Here is an 18,763-nt window from a genome sequence, read left to right as displayed (position 1 = left end):
TGCGGATCGCGTTGCGCCGCACAATGTTGACATGTTAGGCAGCCATACTACCGGGCGTTGGGCGAGCCATTTCGTTTCGCGTATCCGGTCTTCGTACCCGCTGAATTGAGGCCCAAATTGGGGCCCGGCGGGAGGCGCCAGAAGGCTCACCCCATTTTCCATTATCGTGAGGGACAACCATGACAGGTGCGACTGATCCATTCTCTGCCTCCGTCATTCCGTTCGAGGTTCCGGAGCAGATGCGTGCGTTCGCCGAAAAGGGCGTTTCGCAGGCCCGTGAAAGCTATGCCAAGTTCAAGGACGCCGCCGAAACCCATAACGGCACCGTCGAGGCCGTATTCAGCTCCGCCCACAAGGGCGCGAGCGAGTACACCGCCAAGCTGATGGAGTTCGCGAAGGCCAACACCACGGCCCATCTCGATTTCACCCAGGAGCTGTTCAGCGTGAAGTCGCCGCAGGACGCGTTCGCGCTGTGGACCGACCATTCCAAGAAGCAGCTCGAGACCTTCCAGGCCCAGGCCAAGGAGCTCGCCGAGATCGCCCAGCGGGCTGCCACTGCCGCCGTCGAGCCGATCAAGGCCTCTGCCGCCAAGCTCTACCCGCCCGCCGCCTGAGCGGACCGGCCGGTTTAAGTTAAGAAACCCGGGCCTAGAGCCCGGGTTTTGCTTTGGAAATAACGTTGTTTGGGGCGCGATTATCGGGTTTTGCGGCCTTGCCAAAAACGGCCGTTGCACCTAGTTTCCGCCCCGTCCAGCCCCCCTCGGTCGGCCCGTTCAGGGCGCCCAGAGGCGCGGCTCGCAAGGATGCAGTTGTAGCTCAGTTGGTTAGAGCGCCTGTCTGTGGAACAGGAGGTCGGTGGTTCGAGCCCACCCAACTGTACCAACGCCGGCGACGTCCCAGCAGACATCACCGAGACTTTGCCAGACCACCGACCTGCCTCGACCCAGGCTCAGGTGAGTCTCAAGACGCCGGTCTTCGGATCATGACCATTATCTGGAACAGGATCGTCCTAGACATCACGGGTTGGGGGGCGCATTCAGTGCTGGCGGGCGCTGCTCGCGCGCCAACATCGTTCGGCCAGTTCGGATCTCCGCGCGAGGACCCGCGCCTCAATCGCGGCGTCCATTCGGCGCTCTCCGTGCCCCTACCAATGATCGTCGCAACTGGAGAAGCGGCGCCGGATCATAAACGCTTGCCCGACTTCGTCGCGCCTTTTGCAACCTAAACGTTTTGGCCTATACATTCGCGTTTTGCTTGCGCGCAAATATCCGACCAGGCCGCTCGCTGAAGGGGAAACGAGTTGAGCAGCATTAATATCAAGCGAGCGGTTGAGAACATTCGCTCGGGCACCACCGTTTACACCCCTGTTATCGAACTCATCGTGAACGCGATCCAGGCCATTCGAGCGGTAAAGCCAACGGGCGGGTTGATCCAGGTTACAATCCTTCGGCACGATCAAGCCGACATGATCGACAAGATCGCCCCAGTGGATGGCTTCATTGTTCGGGACGACGGCATCGGGTTTAACGAAGAGCACCGAAACTCCTTTGACACCTTGTATACGGCCCTCAAGGCCGGCGATGGGGGTAAGGGCTTCGGGCGGTTCACATGCCTCAAATACTTCCGTCGGTTCACCGTCGAGAGCGTATTCGCGGATGGCCTAATGCGGAAGAAGCGTTCTTTCGCGATGGGGCATGGCAACGACATCATAATCGATGAAAAGGTGGCAGATGCGGGAGTTGCCGCGACCGGATCGGCGGTCACCATCTCCGGCGCGCAAGCCGTCAAGTTTCCGGACAAAGGGCTCGATGTCATCGCGAGAGTCTTGGTTGAGAAGCTGCTCCCCTACTTCATCGATCCAAATTCGGAATGCCCCCAAATCGTCATGCGCGATGATCAGGGCGGTAGCCCTATCATACTCAACGACTATCTTGGTCAAACCAATAGACAGATCGTCGAACTGTCTGTGCAGAAGAACGAACTGCATCTCAAATCCCTCGACAAAGATAAAGACGAAGTATTCACCGTCCGCGTGTTCAAGTTCTACGCGCCCCGCGCGAACAAGAGCAAGGTCAGCTTGGTGGCCCATCGGAGAGAAGTCACCGACGTGACGATGCAGACGTACATTCCAGAGTTCGCGGATGAGTTCTATGACAAGACAGACGAAGGAGAAAACGCCAAGGATCGGAATTACATCATAAAAGCGTACGTCTTTGGTGACTATCTCGATCGAAACGTCTCGCTTGAGCGCGGAGCTTTCAGCTTTGGCAAAGACAATGACTTGGTTTTTGGAATTTCGCAGTCTCAAATCGAGGCGCAAGCGGCAACGATTGCTCAAGAGGCAGTCGGTCATGAAATCTTGGCGCGAAGAGAGCGCAAGCAGGCACGCATCAGAGATTACATCAACGATGAAGCGCCGTGGCACCGAGGCTTGAGCCGAGAAACCGACTTCTCGTCACTGTCGATGAAGCCTACTCCACAGGAGATTGAACTCCACCTTCAAGCTGCAAAATTCCAGATGGAGACGCGCGTCCGGGCGGAGGTGAAGCAAATACTCCAGAGCAAGGACACCGAAGACCTGAAAGATAGGGTAACGGAAGTCGTTGGAAAAATTTCTCAGACGAGCAAGAACGACCTTATTCATTACGTGTCGCTGCGCAAATGCGTTCTCGAACTCTTCGATAAGTCGTTGCAAATCGGCGATGACGGAAAATACAAGTCTGAAGGCGATGTGCATGACATCGTAATGCCGCGCAAGAGAGACACTGATCAGATCGACTACGACCAGCACAATCTTTGGATACTCGACGAGCGGCTAAATTTCACCGAGTATGTAGCGTCCGACAAGCCCATGGATGACAAGAATGGTGACCGAACGGATTTGTCAATCTTCGGCAAACGCGTTGCATTTCGCGGAGACAACGAGGCGTCGAATCCGATTACGATCTTCGAGTTCAAAAAGCCTCAGCGTCACGACTTCGTCAATCCCTCATCCGACGAAGATCCGATCGAGCAGATCGTCCGCTACGTGAACGACATAAGGGACGGAAAGTACAAGACGCCCTACGGGCGAGACATCCTCGTCAGCACTAACACACCGTTCTATGGGTACGTGGTGTGCGACTTTCCGCAGAAGGTGAAGATCTGGCTGGAGCGAGAAAAAGATTTCACGGTGATGCCGGATGGCCTCGGCTACTTTCGATGGTACGGCAATATCAAGCTTTACATCGAAGTCTTAAGCTGGACCAAGGTGCAGCGTGATGCCGAAATGCGGAACAAGGTCTTCTTCCACAAGTTGGGCATTTGAGAAATGCATACCTCGCTGCATCGCCGACCTTGTGATACGGCGATCGCAGGTTTAGTCACTCGTTTGCAAGAGCAATTAGCTCGGAAACGATCACACCCAGCTGCTTGTTTTCTTCGTATCCTCCTTTATGCGCTACGGCAACAACTTGAGCTCGATCGTTCACGATCGGGCCTCCGCTGATGCCGCTCAAAAGTAATGCGGATACTTCGAGCATTTTAACCCCGTGCCTAGTAGCGTTTCCAACGACGAGACCCGAGCGCGTACCTAATTCGTCTCCGGCGTTGAAGCTGGGAAATCCTAAGGCCACGATCGGAGCGTTCCTCCGCTCTGGTGATGTTGCGGCGGATAAACTGAGATAATCGGTTGCCGGTACATTGTGCTCCAATATCATCAAGTCGCGATACGGGCATTGGCGCTTAGTCGGCGTTGCCTTGAACTTCTTGCCGGGCAAGCTTGGTCTGTGGAGCACGGCACTACAGCCCGGCGGCAAATCTGCGAGCACGTGGTGCGCAGTCACAAGCCCGATGTTTGCGATAAAGAATGCCGTGCCTTGTGCGCAGGTAGGCTCAGGTTTACCCGCAACATCCTCGCAGAAATCAATCACCCAAATCGCCTGCTCCGCAACTTCATCGTATGTCGGGAGCACAGCAATGGGTGAAGCCGGAAAGATCGCATTGAATCGCTTTGCAAGTGTTCGATACGCTCCGAAGCTCCGGCCTCTAACCTGCGCGATCCACTCTAAGCGGCCACGTAGAACTTGTTGCAAGGACGCTGTCGTTCCATATCGCTTCTGATAATCTTTCTCGGCTGCACTAATCCCCATCGTTTCGGCCTTGTACAAAGAGGAACGCAGATTTCGCACGAAAGTACGCTTGACGTTGGGAAATTCGTTGACGATGAGCCCCGTTACCTCCTTTCGAAAATCTGGACCGGAGTACCAGATTTTTTCCGGGGCAGTTTCAAACCCATTTGTAGAGAAGACGGAGCGAAGACCGGTTGAAAGCTGCTCCTCCGCTACTCGACCTGAGTTAGGTAGACCTGCATTGAAAAGTCCCATTGGGGGCGTATAGCTAGATAGAGAGATATCATCGGCGTACCGCGTGTATCGCAATCGATGGGTCTTAGAGAAATTTATGAGATCGCGATCGAGCCGGTAGGCTATCATGTTCGATAGCATCGGGGATGTTGGAGCGCCTTGCGGAAGCTGATTCCTCGTCGTGCAAATGTCGCAGATTGCCTCCGCAATCTCTTCCTCTAGATGGAAACTTAGCAACATGCCGCGCACTCGGCGGCGGGCAATTACGCCGAAGAAATTCTTTAGATCGATATTGAGAAGGTATGGCCGTTTCTCATGTGCGCTGGCGTTTGTGAGCGCGCCGCGACCAACTACAAATCCGTGCACAGGGTCACGTGGCACGTATAGTTGCGATAGCAACTTAAGCATTTCCCGCTGGAGGAATTTGAGACGGCGTTCTGGCACAAGGAGCTTTCGCTCGCCTTTACGCCGCTTCGGGATTGCTACTTCGGTATATCTGTAGAACGCGTGATGTTCTAGGAATTTTCGCTCTGCGCTTCCAACGCCAAGATGAGCAAAAAGTGCATTCGCCGTCTTTAGTTCTGCAGGCACTGTCGGCATCGTAAAGTGCGCCCCCTCCTTCTCGCCCGAGCCCAAGGCATTCGGGCCGCGATCATATCCAGAACCTTTCGGTCAAATCTCCGCAGTTACGACAGAGCGGCATGCGAGGGGGCGCGGTCGCAGCATATCCAAGGTCCGCTTCTTCGGCAATCGTCCGCGAGCCATAAGGCTCGCGATATAGCCAAAAGCTTAAGCGAATGCCGATTTTGTGCACCGTCACCGCAAATGCCCGATGGGCTAAACTTTCGATGCGGGGAGCGCCCCATCCGCAACGCTGCTCAAAGCCAGTTTTGTGCACGCTCACCGTAGCTCCTCGGTTCGCAATGCGCTATCGGTAGCGAACCAAAGGCGTTCATGGACAAGCAAGCCAGGCGAACAAGATCGTGAGTTTCTTCGAGCGTCTCAAGACAGAAGCGTCCGTTGAGTGGCGGGCCTACACCGAGCATCCCTTCACGAACGGATTGGCAGACGGCTCGCTTCCCGAAGCGGCGTTTCGTCACTACCTCGTTCAAGACTACCTGTTCCTCATCGAGTTTGCTCGCGCCTACGCGCTCGCGGTCTACAAGTCGCCCAGACTTGCCGACATGCGTGAAGCAGCGGCCGGCCTTTCGGCCATCCTTGATGTCGAGATGAACCTGCATGTGAAGCTCTGTGCCGATTGGGGTCTGTCCCCGGCCGACCTTGAACAGGCCCCTCCGGCGGCCGAGATGCTGGCCTATACACGCTACGTGCTCGACGCGGGAATGCGCGGCGACCTGCTGGCTCTCAAGGTGGCGCTTGCCCCCTGCGTGATCGGGTACGCGGAGATCGCAACGCGGCTCGCCTCGCTCCCCCTCGCGGACGCTGCGACGAACGCGTATCGCGTTTGGATCGCCGAGTATGCCGGCGCGCCGTACCAGGAGGTCGCTGCCAAAGCGCGAGCGCACATGGAGCATCTCGCCGATCTCTATGCCACGCCGGCCCGCGAGGCAGAACTGATTGCGATCTTCAAGGAAGCCACCCGACTCGAGGCAGACTTCTGGGAGATGGCCTGGCGCGCGGGCCAGCGTGTTCACTAGCCCTTTCGGCAGTGGAATTGCGGTGACAGTGCACGAAACCCACGAAATCAGGAGGCATCGAGAGCCAGGCTCACATCAAACATTCCCGCTGCGCTGCGAGCGAGCCAATGGCAGGATATTGGAAGACTCGGCGGGCCCTTGATGTGTATGGGCATGTGCCTCATCTCGTTTAACTTCGCGAGCTGCTTGTTGTGCGGTCAACGATACTGGCTGAGATGTCAGGCCCGAAGCGCCGGCAGAGTGTCTGGACATATGATCAAATAAATCCTTCCAGCCTTTCTCCCTTGCGATCGCGGCTCTCCTTCTGCGCTTCTCGCGCTGACGAAGCCGCGTACGCTCTTCCAGCTGCTCGTGAAGCGCGCAAACCATTTTCTTGAGGATATTGCTCGTCATCATCGTATTCCGCGTAGCGCAGGGTGACCCCAAGCTTATCAGAAAGTCGCTCAGTCGCTTGCCTGTGTATCACTCCATAGCGGGTTTGGTGGGTGCGTCTTTTTGCCCTCGGCCAGTGGCGCCGGAGCATCCACTGGCCGCTTTGGAGTGGCTATGGGGATCAACTTTAAAATCGCCTATGTCAGTTCGGCGAAGACCGTAAATTGGCCGGCGCGCCCTTTGTTGATGTTGCGCCAGGCCCTGTGGTGGTATCGGCGCTTTTGTCCGTGGATCGGCTGGCTCGACCGACGATTTTCAGCTTCGAAACAACCTCGCTGTTTTCCTCACGGATCACCGTTTCAAAAGTGTTCTCGATCGATTCGAGTTTTGCGCGCGAAAAATGGCTGCCGTTGGGATCAAGGTCGAAGTCGACTTCGACAACCAGCGTCTTCTTGTGATGATGTCCTTTGATCTCCAACTCGAAATGGGTTCCGACCACTCCCTCGATACGCTCGACGAGTTCTCTGACCATCGCTTTGTCTTGGTTCATGGGATCCTCCATAGACTGAATGCGTCTGATAATCCTTGGGCAGAAACTCGAACACACGACGGGCACGTCCGTTCCATGTTCGGCTGCTTTCCGTGACTGTGGCCGGATTGGTCGTGGCCGATCAGGAGGGCGTGTCGTGGCGGGCTCTTCCGTCAAGGTGGCTGGCTGTGCTCGACTGTACCTGGGCCTCGACCTTATCCAACCCCTGGAGTAGTCTCTTCGAACCCAGCAACATGTCAGCGGAGGTTCTCCGTGGAACATCGCGGCGTAAGCTTCTCGATCGTTGAGATGCGTTATTTATCCGGTTGGCAGTGGACTGTCGGAAAGGGCCGAACCGTGTCGGTCGGCGTCTGCGCGACGAGGGGGGACGCGATCCGCCAGGCTCAGACTTTCATTGACGCGATTATGGACTGGGCTGCCTAAGCAGATCACTCACCGCCGCGCGAGGGCGGAGCTTTCCGCCGTCATCGATGCGGATCGCGAGGCGCGATCTCGTTGAGAGGCGTTGCCTGGGGATCATCGGGCGCGAGCTCCCGCTGCTCTCGCAGAGTGTTCAGTCGAGACAATCCGGCATCGATGAGCTCGATTTCCTCCACGAGCGCGGCGATCATCCGGCTGTTGTCGAGTTCGACAACGGACCTCGCCGCTTCCAGCATCTCAATGCGGTGGGTGCGCAGCTTCTCCAGAGCCGCGCGATCCCGCAGCCGCACATAGCCGTCCACGATCAGGGACATGGCGAGTGGCATGCCGGCTCAATGACCGTGCAGCGCGCGGTACCCCGCGTTTCGCAGCTTCAGGACATGCAGGGTGGCGGATTCGGCAGCTGAGACGCGAGACGTCACGTACGTCTGCGAGGCGATGAAGAGGCAAATCGAAAATGCAATCGTCGTCGTCGCACTCGCGATTTGGTGCCAGGCACTCATCGATCCCTCTCCTCAAGAACAGCTCCGGATTCAGAAGCAGGATGGGGCCCATTCGTTCCTACATCCGGGAAAAAACGGCAATCGGCATGGAGGACCTTTTCTTCGCTCCAGGTGTTTCCAGTTGCAGCAGGGACAAACAACGCTGAGGGAGCTGAGCAATGAACGGAATTATCTATCTGGTCGGTCTCGTCGTCGTGGTTGGCGCAATTCTCTCCTTTCTGGGATTGCATTGATCGGGCACCGGTCACCGGTCCGAAGCGCTTGAATGTCGCCCGCGGCGGCCAAGGCTTCGGATCGGCCAGGCTTCGGATCGGCCAGGCTTCGGACTGATTGCCCCTGCCGATAGGCAGGCCAGCTAGTCGAGGGGCCACGATCACCACCGGCAACGTCGCTGTCCCCAGCGCCACCGCGCCCGACATTGGTTAGGGTTATTCTGGCCGATAGCGCCAATATTGCCGCCGCCCGCTTGCCTTCCCGCCCGCTCCAGCTACTCTCCGCCGATATTCGCTTGGGGTAGCCATGCGCGGGCTCCGTTTTTTTATCCTTTTTGTTTTCTCTGTCTGTCTCGGCTGCGGCACCGCTTTCGCCGAGAAGCGCGTTGCGCTGGTGATCGGGAATTCGGCCTATAAGAGTGTCGCCAAGCTGACCAACCCGGCCAATGACGCCGCGCTGGTCGGCGGCATGTTCACCAAGGCCGGGTTCGACACCGTGGATGTGAAGTTCGACCTCAACGTGGTCGACATGCGCAAGGCGCTGCGCGAGTTCGGCATCAGGACGCGCGATGCCGACGTCGCGGTGATCTATTACGCCGGTCATGGCATCGAGCTCGACGGCAACAATTACCTGATACCGACCGACGCCACGCTCGAGACCGATACCGACGTGTTCGACGAGACCTTTCCGCTCGATCGCGTGCTGTTCGCGATCGAGCCGGCCAGGCAGCTGCGCCTCGTCATTCTCGATGCCTGCCGCGACAATCCTTTCGCCCGGTCGATGCGGCGCACCGTCGCCTCCCGCGCTGTCGGGCGTGGCCTCGCCAAGGTCGAACCGTCCAGCCCGAATACGATGATCGCCTTTGCCGCCAAGGCGGGATCGACCGCGTCGGATGGCGACGCGAAAAACAGTCCGTTCGCGATGGCGCTGGTCGAGCGACTGCCGACGCCCGGGCTGGATCTGCGCAAGGCGCTCGGCTTCGTGCGCGACGACGTGCTCAAGAATACCGGTTACAAGCAGGAGCCCTATGTCTATGGCTCGCTCGGCGGCAATGATGTGCCGCTGGTGCCCGGCCAGCCGGCCGCGACCGGACCGCAGGCCAGTCCGCAGGATGCGGTGCGCCGCGACTACGAGCTGGCGCTGCAGATCGGCACGCGCGAGGTCTGGACCGCCTTCCTGGCGCAATATCCCGACGGATTTTACGCCAGCCTCGCACAAGGACAGCTGAAGCGGATTGCGGCCGAGGACACGCGTGCCGACGCGGCCGAAAGGGCCCGCCAGGCTGAAGACGAGAAGGCGCGTCTCACCGCCGAGCACGCCAAGACCACCGAGCAGCAAAAGGCGGCTGCCGCCGCGAAGGCGGCCGAGGATGCGCGTCTCGCCGCCGAAAAGGCAAAGCAGCTCGAGGAAGCCAGGGCGGCCGCAGCCGAGCAGAAGCGCAAGGATGCCGAAACCGCTGCCGCGAAGGCAGCCGCGGACAAGCAGGCCGCGGACAAGGCGCTCGCCGAGAAGCAGGCGGCTGAGAAACAAGCCGCCGAAAGCAAGCAGACCATCGCCACGCTCGCGCCGCCGCCGAGCCAGCCCACTCTGTCGTCGCAGGAGGTCACGAAGCTGGTGCAGCTTGAGCTGCGCCGCGTTGGTTGCCTCGACACATTGGCGGAAGGTGACTGGAATGCGTCCTCGCAGCGGTCGCTGGCCGCGTTCAACAAAAATGCCGGGACCAGCCTCGATGCCAGGCTCGCGAGCCTTGATGCGCTCGACGCCATCAAGGCCAAGCAGGGCCGCGTCTGCCCGCTGGTCTGCGAGCACGGTTTTAGGACGGACGGCGATCATTGCGTCAAGGTCACCTGCCGGGCCGGCTTCCGCGTCAACGATGACAGTGAATGCGAGAAGATCCCGGACAAGAAGCCTGTCGCTGCGCGCGAGGAACCGAAGCGTGAACCACAGGAACGCGCAAAAACGGAAGCTGCTCCATCGAAGCCACAAACATCGGCACAAGTCGTATGTAACAACGCTGGCTGTCGGCCTGTCCAAAAAGGATGCCGGCTTGAGGCCAGAAAGGAAAGCTGGGGTTCTGCCCTTATGCGCAACATTGAAGTCTGCAACTGAAGTTCGGCTTCAGCCTGGCTGATGTGTCTGATTTCGGCGCGCTCGCGCAAAAGCATGCAAGGGACGGGCTGAACTACTTCGCCACGATCATCACCACCACCGGCAACGTCACCGCCGCCAGCAGCGTCCCCAGCGCCACCGCGCCCGACACCGGGTTCACCAGCCGCTTGTACTGAACCGCGAAAATGTACGCGTTGGCGCCGGTCGGCATCGCCGCGAACAGCACGATCACGCCGGCTGCGGCTGGCGGCAGGTTCAATAGCTTCACCAGCACGAACGCCACCGCCGGCATCGCCAGCAGCTTCAGCGCGCTCATCACGACGACGCTCAGCATCTCGCCCTTCACCTCGAACCGGAACAGATTGATGCCGAGCGCGATCAGCGCCGCCGGCGATCCCGCCTGCGCCAGGAGCTCGATCGTCCGGTCGACGACGGGATTGAGTCCGAGGCCGGTGAAGCGCCAGACCACGCCAAAACCGATTCCCAGCATGAGCGGGTTGCGCGCGAGATCCGCGAGCACGGGCCGGATCACCGACAGGGCCGAGCCGGTGTCTTTGCGGCTGACCCATTCCATTTGCAGGATGCCGCAAAGCCAGAGCAGCGGTGTGTTCACCGACAGGATCAACGCCATCGGTCCCGCCGCCTCGTTGCCCAGCGCCGAGAGCGTCAGCGGAATCCCTAACATGACGATGTTGCCGTAGACCGAGCCGATCGCGAACACGACGCCGTCTTCGCGGTCCTCGCGCCGCGCGCGCAGCAGCGCCGAGATCGCCAGCGCCGCGATCCAGATGATGGCGAGCGCGCCGTAATAGGCGCCCCACATTCGCCAGGGGCTGACATCGGGGAATTCCGACACCACGATGGTGCGGAACAGCAAAGCGGGAATCGCGATGCTGAAGGCGAATTCGGAGATGCCCTTGTGCGCGGTCTCGGAGACGAAGCGAAACAGCACCGCCGCATAGCCGGCCGCGATCAGGGCAAACACCGGCGCGACGATCAACACGGTGGCCATGCGACCCTCATTGAAGGGGATCTGGACTGGCCACCCCACGCGTTTTCGATGATGGCATCATGCCTCTGTTTTGCCCGACGAGTCAAAGCGGCTTCGTAAAATCCGCAAAGGCGGGTGGAAATTCGCGAGGCCGCGCCGTGACCCGGCTACTGTGCATGGGGTTGTTTTCGCGGTTTTTGTCGGACGGGTTGCCGCACCCACCGCCGTCATCCCCCGCGAAAGCGGGGGATCCAGTATTCCAGAGGCAGTAGTGATCGGCCGAGAGGCCGCGGCGTACTGGATGCCCCGCCTGCGCGGGGCATGACGGCCGAGAAGACGGTAGGCTGCCCTGTTGCCGAGACCGCACAGCTCCCGGTTTTCGCCTCTCCGCTCGGTTGCCAACGAACGGCCGTTCACCCACACTCCGCGCTGACTCGACATTTGGGGGGATCGATGCCGGCGTTTCGCTCTTGGAAGTTTTTGATTGCTGCGGTCTCGGGGGTTGCCCTGGCCGTGCTGATCCAGCCGGGTGCCGGCTTTGCCTATACGCCGGAGCAGCAGCAGGCCTGCACGCCGGACGCGATGCGGCTGTGCGGCGAGTTCGTTCCGAACGTCGATGCCATCACCGCCTGCATGATCCAGAAGAAGGCGCAACTGTCACCGCAGTGCCGGCCGTTCTTCCGGCAGGGACCGGAGCCGAGCGAGGCGGTCGCGACCCGTGCCGGCCCGCCGACCAACATCAAGCCCAAGGCTGCCAAGAAGAGCTCCAAGCCGAAGGCGACCAAGAAGAAAAAGACCGAAGACAGCTGAGCGCCGCCTCGCACGAGCCTTCTCCAAACTCCGTCATGCCCGGCAAAAGCGCGAAGCGCGTCTTCCCAATCGATCCTCCCGGGCATTTGCATTTGCTGCCTCAGCCACCGGACTCCTTTTGTTCGCGTGCTGGCGCGGACGCCTGCGACAATTACGAACGCATCGGATGAAAAAAGCCGGGCAAGGCTTTGCCCGGCGAGGTTGCATTCCGCTTTTTCCCGCGCGGCTGCTCAAAAAACGCACGATTGCCCCGGTGAAAGGGGCCTCGTGACGGTTTGTGTCTGCCGTCGCGCGAAGCAGTGTGACTCAAAAGCCAACACGTCTTGTTATTTCGTGGCTGAGACGCAACTCCTGATAAATTTTTCTTTCACGAATCAGCGCGGTGATTCATTTTCGCAGCCTGGGGTCAATCTGGAGGCCAGAGGTATGAACGTTATTGTTTTTGCATCGCGTAAAGGCGGCTCGGGCAAGAGTACCCTGGCTGCACATCTCGCCGCGCAGATCAAGGCGACTAAGCCCATTCTGCTCGTCGATGCGGATCCGCAGGGGTCGCTCACGCTGTGGCACAAGCTGCGTGGCACCAACGAGCCGCCGATCAAGTCTGCGGTGAACTCGGTCAGCGGCATCGTCTCCGCTGCCAAGCGCGACGGATATGAATGGGTGTTGATCGACACGCCGCCGAATCTGTCGGCCGTCGTCGACGACGCGATCAGGAACGCCACCATGGTGGTCATTCCGGCCCGTCCCGGCGTGTTCGACGTCAACGCGGTGCAGGAAACCATCCAGATGTGCCGCGCGGCGCGCAAGCCCTACGCGGTCGTGCTCAATGGTGCGCCGGCACGCCGCGACGAGGCCGAAAGCCCAATCGTCACGATCGCGCGCGAGGCACTGGCGAAATTCCGTGCTCCGGTGTGGGGCGGCCAGATCACCAACCGTTCGGATCTGCTGATGGCGCTGAGCCACGGCGAAGGCGCGCGGGAATATCAGGCCGAGAGCCGTGCGGCTCAGGAAATTGGAAGGCTGTGGGCGGCGATCGAGCGTTCAGTGAAAGCTATTCGCGGCACGGCGTCGGCATCCGGCGCAATGCACAAGCAGGCGGCATAATTTTCATCAATCATTTCCCCGGACGAAAAACGCGCGGATGTCCGCGCGTTTTGCGTTTCAGGGATCATCGCGCTTTACGCGACCATCAGCATGTAGAACACGATCACCGGCGACAGCGTCAGGATCACCGACCAGATGCCGACGGCCCAGAGAATGTCTCCGGTGCTAAAGCCCTGCTGTCCGGCGTCGTAATGCGACGCCATATCGTTCTGACTATTCACAAACGCCCCCGCGATTTCTTCGCCTATGGACGGGAATGATAGGCAAGATGTTTTAAAGTTCCGGGTCGCAACTCCGCTCGCATTTTGAGCGCATTTGTGACGTCCGTTTAACCATCCGCGTGAGAAGTCGTATCAGGCAAGCCAGATACGAAACAGCAGCACCGGCATCAAGCCGAGCATCACGGCCCAGAAGCCGAACGACGACACCACCAGAATTCCCTTTAAAAGATCGGCGGGCGCGAAGATTTCCGCGGCCGTCGGACGGATGCGATTCCCCATGGTCATTCCCCCTGTTTGAAGACTTTGCAGTGGGACGTTAGGCGTCATTGCGTAAACGAGGCGTGGATGCGCCATGCCGCGCCTGCGAACGCCGTTGGTGTGCGGTTAACCATGGGGCACGCTGCCGCACTGCCTCTCCCCGGTCTTGCGGGGAGAGGCGAAGGCCAACCGGCTACACCCATCCGGTATGTTTCCGCCTGATCTCGTCCACGTGGTCCCACACCGATGTCACGACATCTTCCGTCAGCCCGATATCGCGGCGCAGCCAGCCGGGCATCGGATATGTCTCGACTCGTCCATACTCAGGTCTGCATGAAAGGCGTTGCCAGACCGCCGTCAGGGTGCGGAGCCACCCACGATTCCCCATGAGTCGATTTTTCTAACCTCCGTTCGATCTCGCGATCGAGTTGGGCTGCGAGCTCGCTGCTCACTTCCACCATCGGCAGGCGCACCTCGGGGCTGTCGATCAGGCCCGTTCGCCACAGCCAGTACTTTGCCGGCGCCGGGCTTGGTTCAGTGAACAACAGGCGCGTCAGCTCGGCGACCTCCTGCCAGCGTGCCCGTGCCGCGTCGTGGTTGCCGCGCTTCAGTTCAGCGTGGATTGCGGCGAAGGTCGCGGTCTCGATGTGGGCGGAGAGCAGGATGCCGCCGTCGGCGCCGTCGGAGAGCGCCTCGAGATAATTGGCGTCCTCGCCGGTGAGCATGCGAAAGCCCTTCGGCCGGTCGCGCAGCAATGCGATCGACTGCTCGCGGCTCGCGCCGCAATCCTTCAGGCCGACGATGTTGGGGTGCTCGGCAAGCCGCAGCATGGTCTGGTTGGTGATGTTGACCGCGCAGCGATAGGGGATGTTGTAGAGCGCCAGCGGCCAGGCGGCGTGGTCGGCGAGCGCTTCGAAATGCGCCAGCAGTCCGCGCTGCGACGGTCGAACGTAGTAGGGGCTCGCAACGAGATAGAAGTCGATCGGCCAGTCCGCGGTTTCGTCGAGACGATCCTTCAGCCGCGAGGTGTCGGCGCCGGAAAGGCCGAGGCAGATCGGAACGGTGCGGCGGCAGGCCGCCATTTCGTCGCGCACGATGGCGACGAGGCGTTCGAGCTCGGCGTCCCGCAGCGTCATGCCTTCGCCGGAGGTTGCCCCGAGGATGAAGCCGTCGACGGCTTGTGCGCTGTAGTGCCGCGTCAGCCGCCGCAGCGACGTCTCGTCGAGACGGCCGTTCCGAAACGGCGTCACCAGCGGCAGCCAGAGCCCGTGTAGATGCGTTCGTAGGTCGGTCATGTTCCTTCTCCTTCTCAAGGCGACCTGAGACGGAGGGCACATGAAAAAAACCCCGTCCAGGCGGCGGGGTTTTCGGGATTTTGTTGCGATGACGAAGTCGAGTTAGCGCGCGCAAAAATCCGAGGTCCCCGAATGGGGGCCTTTTTTCGAGACGATTGCGCACGACTTCGTGATCATTTGCAAATGATGCGGGGTACGTCTGGAACTGTCAATACACGCGGAAGGTGAATACCGAATTGCGCGAAAAAAAGCCGGGCTCAAGAGAGCCCGGCTTAAGGTATTGGCCACGTGAGGCCGACACAATCACCTTCCAAGAGGGATTACTGAACTCCCGCGCCACTGGAGGAGGGGGACAAATGCGCAACGCGAAGGCTCAGCGTGCAAACAGTATGAGCTTGCCAAGCGTCATGCAGCAACCGTCGAGGTCGCATGTCAGACATGCGGAAATCAGGAAGGCCAGCGCTGCGCCTTGCTCACCACGAAGTCGCGGAACACCTGCACGCGTGCAACCGTCTTCAGCTCTTCCGGATAGACAAAATACGTATCGAGCTGGATCGAATCCGATTCGCCGAACAGCTGCACGAGGCGGCTCTGTTCTTCGATCAGATAGTCCGGCAGCGCGGCGATGCCGAGGCCCTGCTGACAGGCGCGCACCAGGCCGAGGATATTGTTCACCCTGAAATAGGCCTCGCGCGGACCCGAGCCGTTGCGACCGGCTTCGACCAGCCAGTTGCGGTTCTGAAGATGCGGCGCGAAGGTGCCGTCCGAGAGCGTGATGATGCGGTGAGCGTCGAGCTCTTCCAGCGTGCGCGGCGTGCCGAAGCGCTTGATGTAGTCCGGCGAGCAATAGGCGTGGAAGCCCATCGCGAACAGCTTGCGCTGAATGAGATCCGGCTGCGTCGGCTTGCGGGTGCGGATCGCGACGTCGGCCTCGCGCATCGATAGATCCAGCTCCTCGTCGGTGACGATCAGCGAGATCCGGATCTCCGGATAGAGCGCGGTGAATTCGCCGAGGCGCGGGATCAGCCAGTTGATGCCGACGCCGGGCGTGGTGGTGATCTTGAGATCGCCGCTCGGCCGCTCGCGGCTGTCGGTCAGCTTTGCGCGCGCCGCCTGGAGCTGCATGAACACGTCATGCGCGGTGCGGAACAAGAGGTCGCCCTGCTCGGTGAGGATCAGGCCGCGGGCGTGGCGGTGGAACAGCGAGACCGAGAGCTCCTGTTCCAGCGCCGAGACCTGGCGCGAGACCGCCGATTGCGACAGACCAAGCTGCTCGCCGGCATGCGTGAAGCTGCCCGCTTCCGCCGCCGCGTGAAACACCTTCAGCTTGTCCCAATCCATATCCGTAAATCCGTCGCGTGTTCGAGGCATGATTTTTATTCCGCTGCCGCGCGCTCGCTGGCGCGCAGGGCCAAGAAACGTTCGGCTTCGAGAGCGGCCATGCAGCCGAGGCCTGCGGCCGTGACGGCCTGGCGATAGGTTTCGTCGGCGACGTCGCCGGCGGCGAACAGGCCGGGCACCGAGGTCGCGGTCGAGTTCGGGGCGACTTCGACATAGCCCGACGGTTTGAGCTTGACCTGGTCTTTCACGAGCTCCGTCGCCGGTGCGTGGCCGATAGCAACGAAGACGCCGTCGGTCTTCACGTCCGAAAGCGCACCGGTCTTGACGTTCTTCAGCCGCACGTGGGTGACCTTGTTGGGGTTCTCGGTGCCGCAGATCTCGTCGACGGCGGAGTCCCAGACCACCTTGATCTTCGGGTGCTTGAACAGGCGCTCCTGCAGGATGCGTTCGGCGCGGAAGTGATCGCGACGATGCACGATGGTGACCTGCGAGGCATGGTTGGTGAGGTACAGGGCTTCCTCGACCGCGGTATTGCCGCCGCCGACCACCACGACTTCCTTGCCGCGGTAGAAGAAGCCGTCGCAGGTGGCGCAGGCCGAGACGCCGCCGCCCTGGAATTTCCCTTCGGACGGCAGCCCGAGCCAGCGCGCTTGCGCGCCCGTGGCGAGGATCACGGCTTCCGCGAGATAGACGTCGCCGCTGTCGCAGGTGAGGCGGAACGGCCGTTGCCCGGTCTCCAGCTTGGTCACGAGGTCAGTGACGATCTTGGTGCCGACATGGACCGCCTGCTTCTCCATCTGTTCCATCAGCCAGGGGCCCTGGATCACGTCGGCGAAGCCCGGATAGTTCTCGACGTCGGTGGTGATGGTGAGCTGGCCGCCCGGCTGGATGCCCTGGATCAGGATCGGCTCGAGCATCGCCCGCGCGGCGTAGATCGCCGCGGTGTAGCCGGCGGGGCCGGAGCCAATGATGACGACCTTTGCATGGACATGGGCGGACATTTTAGCGGACGCCTTTCACCGGGGGATTGCAGCGCGGGCGCGGACAGTGCCGGGAGGCCTAGCGGAGGCGCTGAAATATCAGAGCTAATCTAAGCCTTCTGGTGAGCCATGCAAGAATTGCATTCCCAATCGGCGGATTTTTCCAACGCGGAACAAAAGTCGATTGCGGTGCACGCGCAATAAAATTGCGCATTCTGCCAAGACTGGGCTATGAGGATTGCGACAGACCCACCCGATACCGCCGTAAGGCTAGGAGTTCCAATCACGTGTCGCGGAACCTAGACGAGATCGACTTCAAAATTCTCGCCGAGATCCAGGCCGACGGGCGAATCACCAATGTCGAGCTGGCCAAGCGCGTCGGGATTTCGCCCCCGCCATGCCTGCGCCGGGTCCGGGCGCTGGAGGAGGAGGGCTATATCCAGGGCTATCGCGGGCTTCTGGACGCGCGGAAACTCGGTTTCGACGTCACGGTGTTTGCCGCCGTGCACCTCTCCAGCCAGGCCGAGGCCGATTTGCGCGCCTTCGAGGAGTTCGTCCGCGCCGAGCCGCTGGTACGGGAATGCTGGATGCTGTCGGGCGAGGTCGACTTCATCCTGAAATGCGTCGCACCCGACATGGCGACGTTCCAGGATTTCGTGACCCACCTGACCGCAGCTCCCCATGTGCGCAACGTGCGGACGTCGCTGGTGCTGCACAATTCGAAATACGAGGCGGCTGTGCCGCTGGATGTGAAGGGGCGAAGGTAGGTCTTCCGCAGGCGTATCAGTCCCGTCATCCCCGCGCGAGCGCGTAGCGCTCGTCGCTGGAGGTGCGAGCCGCGCGGCGCAACGCGCCGTGCGGAGAGCCTCGAAGGATGAACGGCCGAGATGCAGCAGCGCGAGGCAACAGCGGGGCCGTCGCCCTTGAGGGCCGCTGAAGAAGCGGCCACCTCCGGGGGACCGTGATGGAGCTTCGCTCGCAATGACGCGTCGAGAGGGTGCGCACCCACCTCACAGCAACATGCAGAAACAAAAAAGGCCGCACGGATCGCACGGCCTTTTCAAAATCTCATCACGCGCAGCGGCAAATCCCTACCGCCACTCCACCTTCGTGATCTCATACGCCTTGGCGCCGCCGGGCGCCACGACCTCGACGGTTGAACCCTTTTTCTTGCCGATCAGCGCACGCGCCAGCGGCGAGGTGATGGAGATACGGCCCTTCTTGGCGTCGGCCTCGACCTCGCCGACGATCTGCCACACCGCCTTCTTCTCGGTGTCCTCGTCCACCAGCGTCACGGTGGCGCCGAACTTGATGGTATCGCCGGACAATTTCGAGATGTCGATGATGTCGGCGCGCGCGAGCTTGTCCTCGAGCTCGGCGATGCGGCCCTCATTGTGGGACTGCTCTTCCTTCGCGGCATGATATTCCGCGTTCTCCGACAGGTCGCCGTGAGAGCGTGCCTCCGCGATATGCTCGATGATGCGCGGACGGTCCTCGGACTGGCGCTTCTTCAATTCTTCCCCGAGCGAGGCAAACCCGCCCGCAGTCATCGGAACCTTTTCCATCTTCTCTCTCGTCCTTCGTCGTGCGCCCCA

Annotated in this window: 19 protein-coding genes and 1 tRNA gene; 9 read left to right on the top strand and 11 right to left on the bottom strand. The window is 60.4% G+C overall.

The features are described from left to right. Positions 1 to 179 precede the first annotated feature (179 nt). From UB31_RS00815 to UB31_RS00805, 4 genes are all read left to right on the top strand, one after another. Positions 180 to 614, top strand: a complete 435-nt coding sequence (locus tag UB31_RS00815) for a phasin (RefSeq protein WP_045003664.1) — start codon at positions 180 to 182, stop codon at positions 612 to 614. Between the two features lie 191 nt (positions 615 to 805). Continuing rightward, a tRNA-His gene (locus UB31_RS00810) sits at positions 806 to 882 on the top strand. Positions 883 to 982: 100 nt separating this feature from the next. Further along, entirely contained in the window at positions 983 to 1,225 is a 243-nt protein-coding gene (locus UB31_RS41110; RefSeq protein WP_156175122.1) for a hypothetical protein, read from the top strand. A 75-nt stretch (positions 1,226 to 1,300) separates the two neighbouring features. Then, positions 1,301 to 3,307 (top strand): ATP-binding protein, encoded by a 2,007-nt coding sequence (locus UB31_RS00805; RefSeq protein WP_045009451.1) that lies wholly within the window; start codon positions 1,301 to 1,303, stop codon positions 3,305 to 3,307. 55 nt (positions 3,308 to 3,362) lie between these two features. On the opposite strand, the gene UB31_RS00800 is transcribed toward UB31_RS00805, so the two are convergent. Continuing rightward, positions 3,363 to 4,943, bottom strand: a complete 1,581-nt coding sequence (locus UB31_RS00800) for a trypsin-like peptidase domain-containing protein (RefSeq protein ID WP_045009500.1) — start codon at positions 4,941 to 4,943, stop codon at positions 3,363 to 3,365. A gap of 383 nt (positions 4,944 to 5,326) precedes the next feature. On the opposite strand from UB31_RS00800, the gene tenA reads away from it, so the two are divergent. Then, complete coding sequence (gene tenA, locus UB31_RS00795) at positions 5,327 to 6,001, top strand: thiaminase II (RefSeq protein ID WP_045009450.1); 675 nt, start codon at positions 5,327 to 5,329, stop codon at positions 5,999 to 6,001. A gap of 75 nt (positions 6,002 to 6,076) precedes the next feature. On the opposite strand, the gene UB31_RS41105 is transcribed toward tenA, so the two are convergent. The 3 genes from UB31_RS41105 to UB31_RS00785 form a co-directional block, all read right to left on the bottom strand. Further along, entirely contained in the window at positions 6,077 to 6,394 is a 318-nt protein-coding gene (locus UB31_RS41105) for a hypothetical protein (RefSeq protein WP_156175121.1), read from the bottom strand. Positions 6,395 to 6,575: 181 nt separating this feature from the next. Continuing rightward, positions 6,576 to 6,923, bottom strand: coding sequence for a hypothetical protein (locus UB31_RS00790; RefSeq protein WP_156175120.1), 348 nt, complete (start codon positions 6,921 to 6,923; stop codon positions 6,576 to 6,578). A gap of 464 nt (positions 6,924 to 7,387) precedes the next feature. Beyond that, complete coding sequence (locus UB31_RS00785) at positions 7,388 to 7,657, bottom strand: hypothetical protein (protein ID WP_156175119.1); 270 nt, start codon at positions 7,655 to 7,657, stop codon at positions 7,388 to 7,390. Positions 7,658 to 8,365: 708 nt separating this feature from the next. On the opposite strand from UB31_RS00785, the gene UB31_RS00780 reads away from it, so the two are divergent. After that, positions 8,366 to 10,168, top strand: a complete 1,803-nt coding sequence (locus UB31_RS00780) for a caspase family protein (protein ID WP_045009448.1) — start codon at positions 8,366 to 8,368, stop codon at positions 10,166 to 10,168. 73 nt (positions 10,169 to 10,241) lie between these two features. On the opposite strand, the gene UB31_RS00775 is transcribed toward UB31_RS00780, so the two are convergent. Then, positions 10,242 to 11,180 carry an AEC family transporter gene (locus UB31_RS00775; RefSeq protein ID WP_045009447.1) on the bottom strand — a complete coding sequence of 313 codons (939 nt, stop codon included), beginning with the start codon at positions 11,178 to 11,180 and terminating at the stop codon, positions 10,242 to 10,244. A 432-nt stretch (positions 11,181 to 11,612) separates the two neighbouring features. Here UB31_RS00775 and UB31_RS00770 point away from each other — a divergent pair, with 432 nt between their 5' ends. Then, positions 11,613 to 11,969 carry a hypothetical protein gene (locus UB31_RS00770; RefSeq protein ID WP_045009446.1) on the top strand — a complete coding sequence of 119 codons (357 nt, stop codon included), beginning with the start codon at positions 11,613 to 11,615 and terminating at the stop codon, positions 11,967 to 11,969. Positions 11,970 to 12,395: 426 nt separating this feature from the next. After that, positions 12,396 to 13,073: an AAA family ATPase gene (locus UB31_RS00765; protein ID WP_045003647.1), complete on the top strand. Its 678-nt coding sequence runs from the start codon at positions 12,396 to 12,398 to the stop codon at positions 13,071 to 13,073. A gap of 74 nt (positions 13,074 to 13,147) precedes the next feature. Here UB31_RS00765 and UB31_RS41100 read toward each other — a convergent pair whose 3' ends face one another. From UB31_RS41100 to trxB, 5 genes are all read right to left on the bottom strand, one after another. Next, positions 13,148 to 13,294, bottom strand: a complete 147-nt coding sequence (locus UB31_RS41100) for a hypothetical protein (RefSeq protein ID WP_156162994.1) — start codon at positions 13,292 to 13,294, stop codon at positions 13,148 to 13,150. 132 nt (positions 13,295 to 13,426) lie between these two features. Continuing rightward, positions 13,427 to 13,573 (bottom strand): hypothetical protein, encoded by a 147-nt coding sequence (locus UB31_RS41985; RefSeq protein ID WP_197090754.1) that lies wholly within the window; start codon positions 13,571 to 13,573, stop codon positions 13,427 to 13,429. 302 nt (positions 13,574 to 13,875) lie between these two features. Further along, a complete protein-coding gene (locus tag UB31_RS00760; protein ID WP_045009445.1) occupies positions 13,876 to 14,847 on the bottom strand; it encodes a 4-hydroxy-tetrahydrodipicolinate synthase family protein in 972 nt (323 codons plus the stop codon). Between the two features lie 447 nt (positions 14,848 to 15,294). Next, complete coding sequence (locus tag UB31_RS00755; RefSeq protein WP_045003643.1) at positions 15,295 to 16,218, bottom strand: LysR family transcriptional regulator; 924 nt, start codon at positions 16,216 to 16,218, stop codon at positions 15,295 to 15,297. Positions 16,219 to 16,223: 5 nt separating this feature from the next. Further along, positions 16,224 to 17,189: a thioredoxin-disulfide reductase gene (gene trxB / locus UB31_RS00750; RefSeq protein WP_045009444.1), complete on the bottom strand. Its 966-nt coding sequence runs from the start codon at positions 17,187 to 17,189 to the stop codon at positions 16,224 to 16,226. Positions 17,190 to 17,455: 266 nt separating this feature from the next. Here trxB and UB31_RS00745 point away from each other — a divergent pair, with 266 nt between their 5' ends. Next, positions 17,456 to 17,935: an Lrp/AsnC family transcriptional regulator gene (locus UB31_RS00745; protein WP_045003640.1), complete on the top strand. Its 480-nt coding sequence runs from the start codon at positions 17,456 to 17,458 to the stop codon at positions 17,933 to 17,935. 324 nt (positions 17,936 to 18,259) lie between these two features. Here the strand turns inward: UB31_RS00745 and greA are convergent, their stop codons facing one another. Beyond that, positions 18,260 to 18,733, bottom strand: a complete 474-nt coding sequence (greA, locus tag UB31_RS00740; RefSeq protein WP_045003638.1) for a transcription elongation factor GreA — start codon at positions 18,731 to 18,733, stop codon at positions 18,260 to 18,262. Positions 18,734 to 18,763 lie beyond the last annotated feature (30 nt).

This window comes from Bradyrhizobium sp. LTSP849 (genome assembly GCF_000938255.1).
In the GTDB taxonomy this organism is placed as follows: Bacteria; Pseudomonadota; Alphaproteobacteria; order Rhizobiales; family Xanthobacteraceae; genus Bradyrhizobium.
This window is presented reverse-complemented; position numbering and strand designations above follow the sequence as displayed.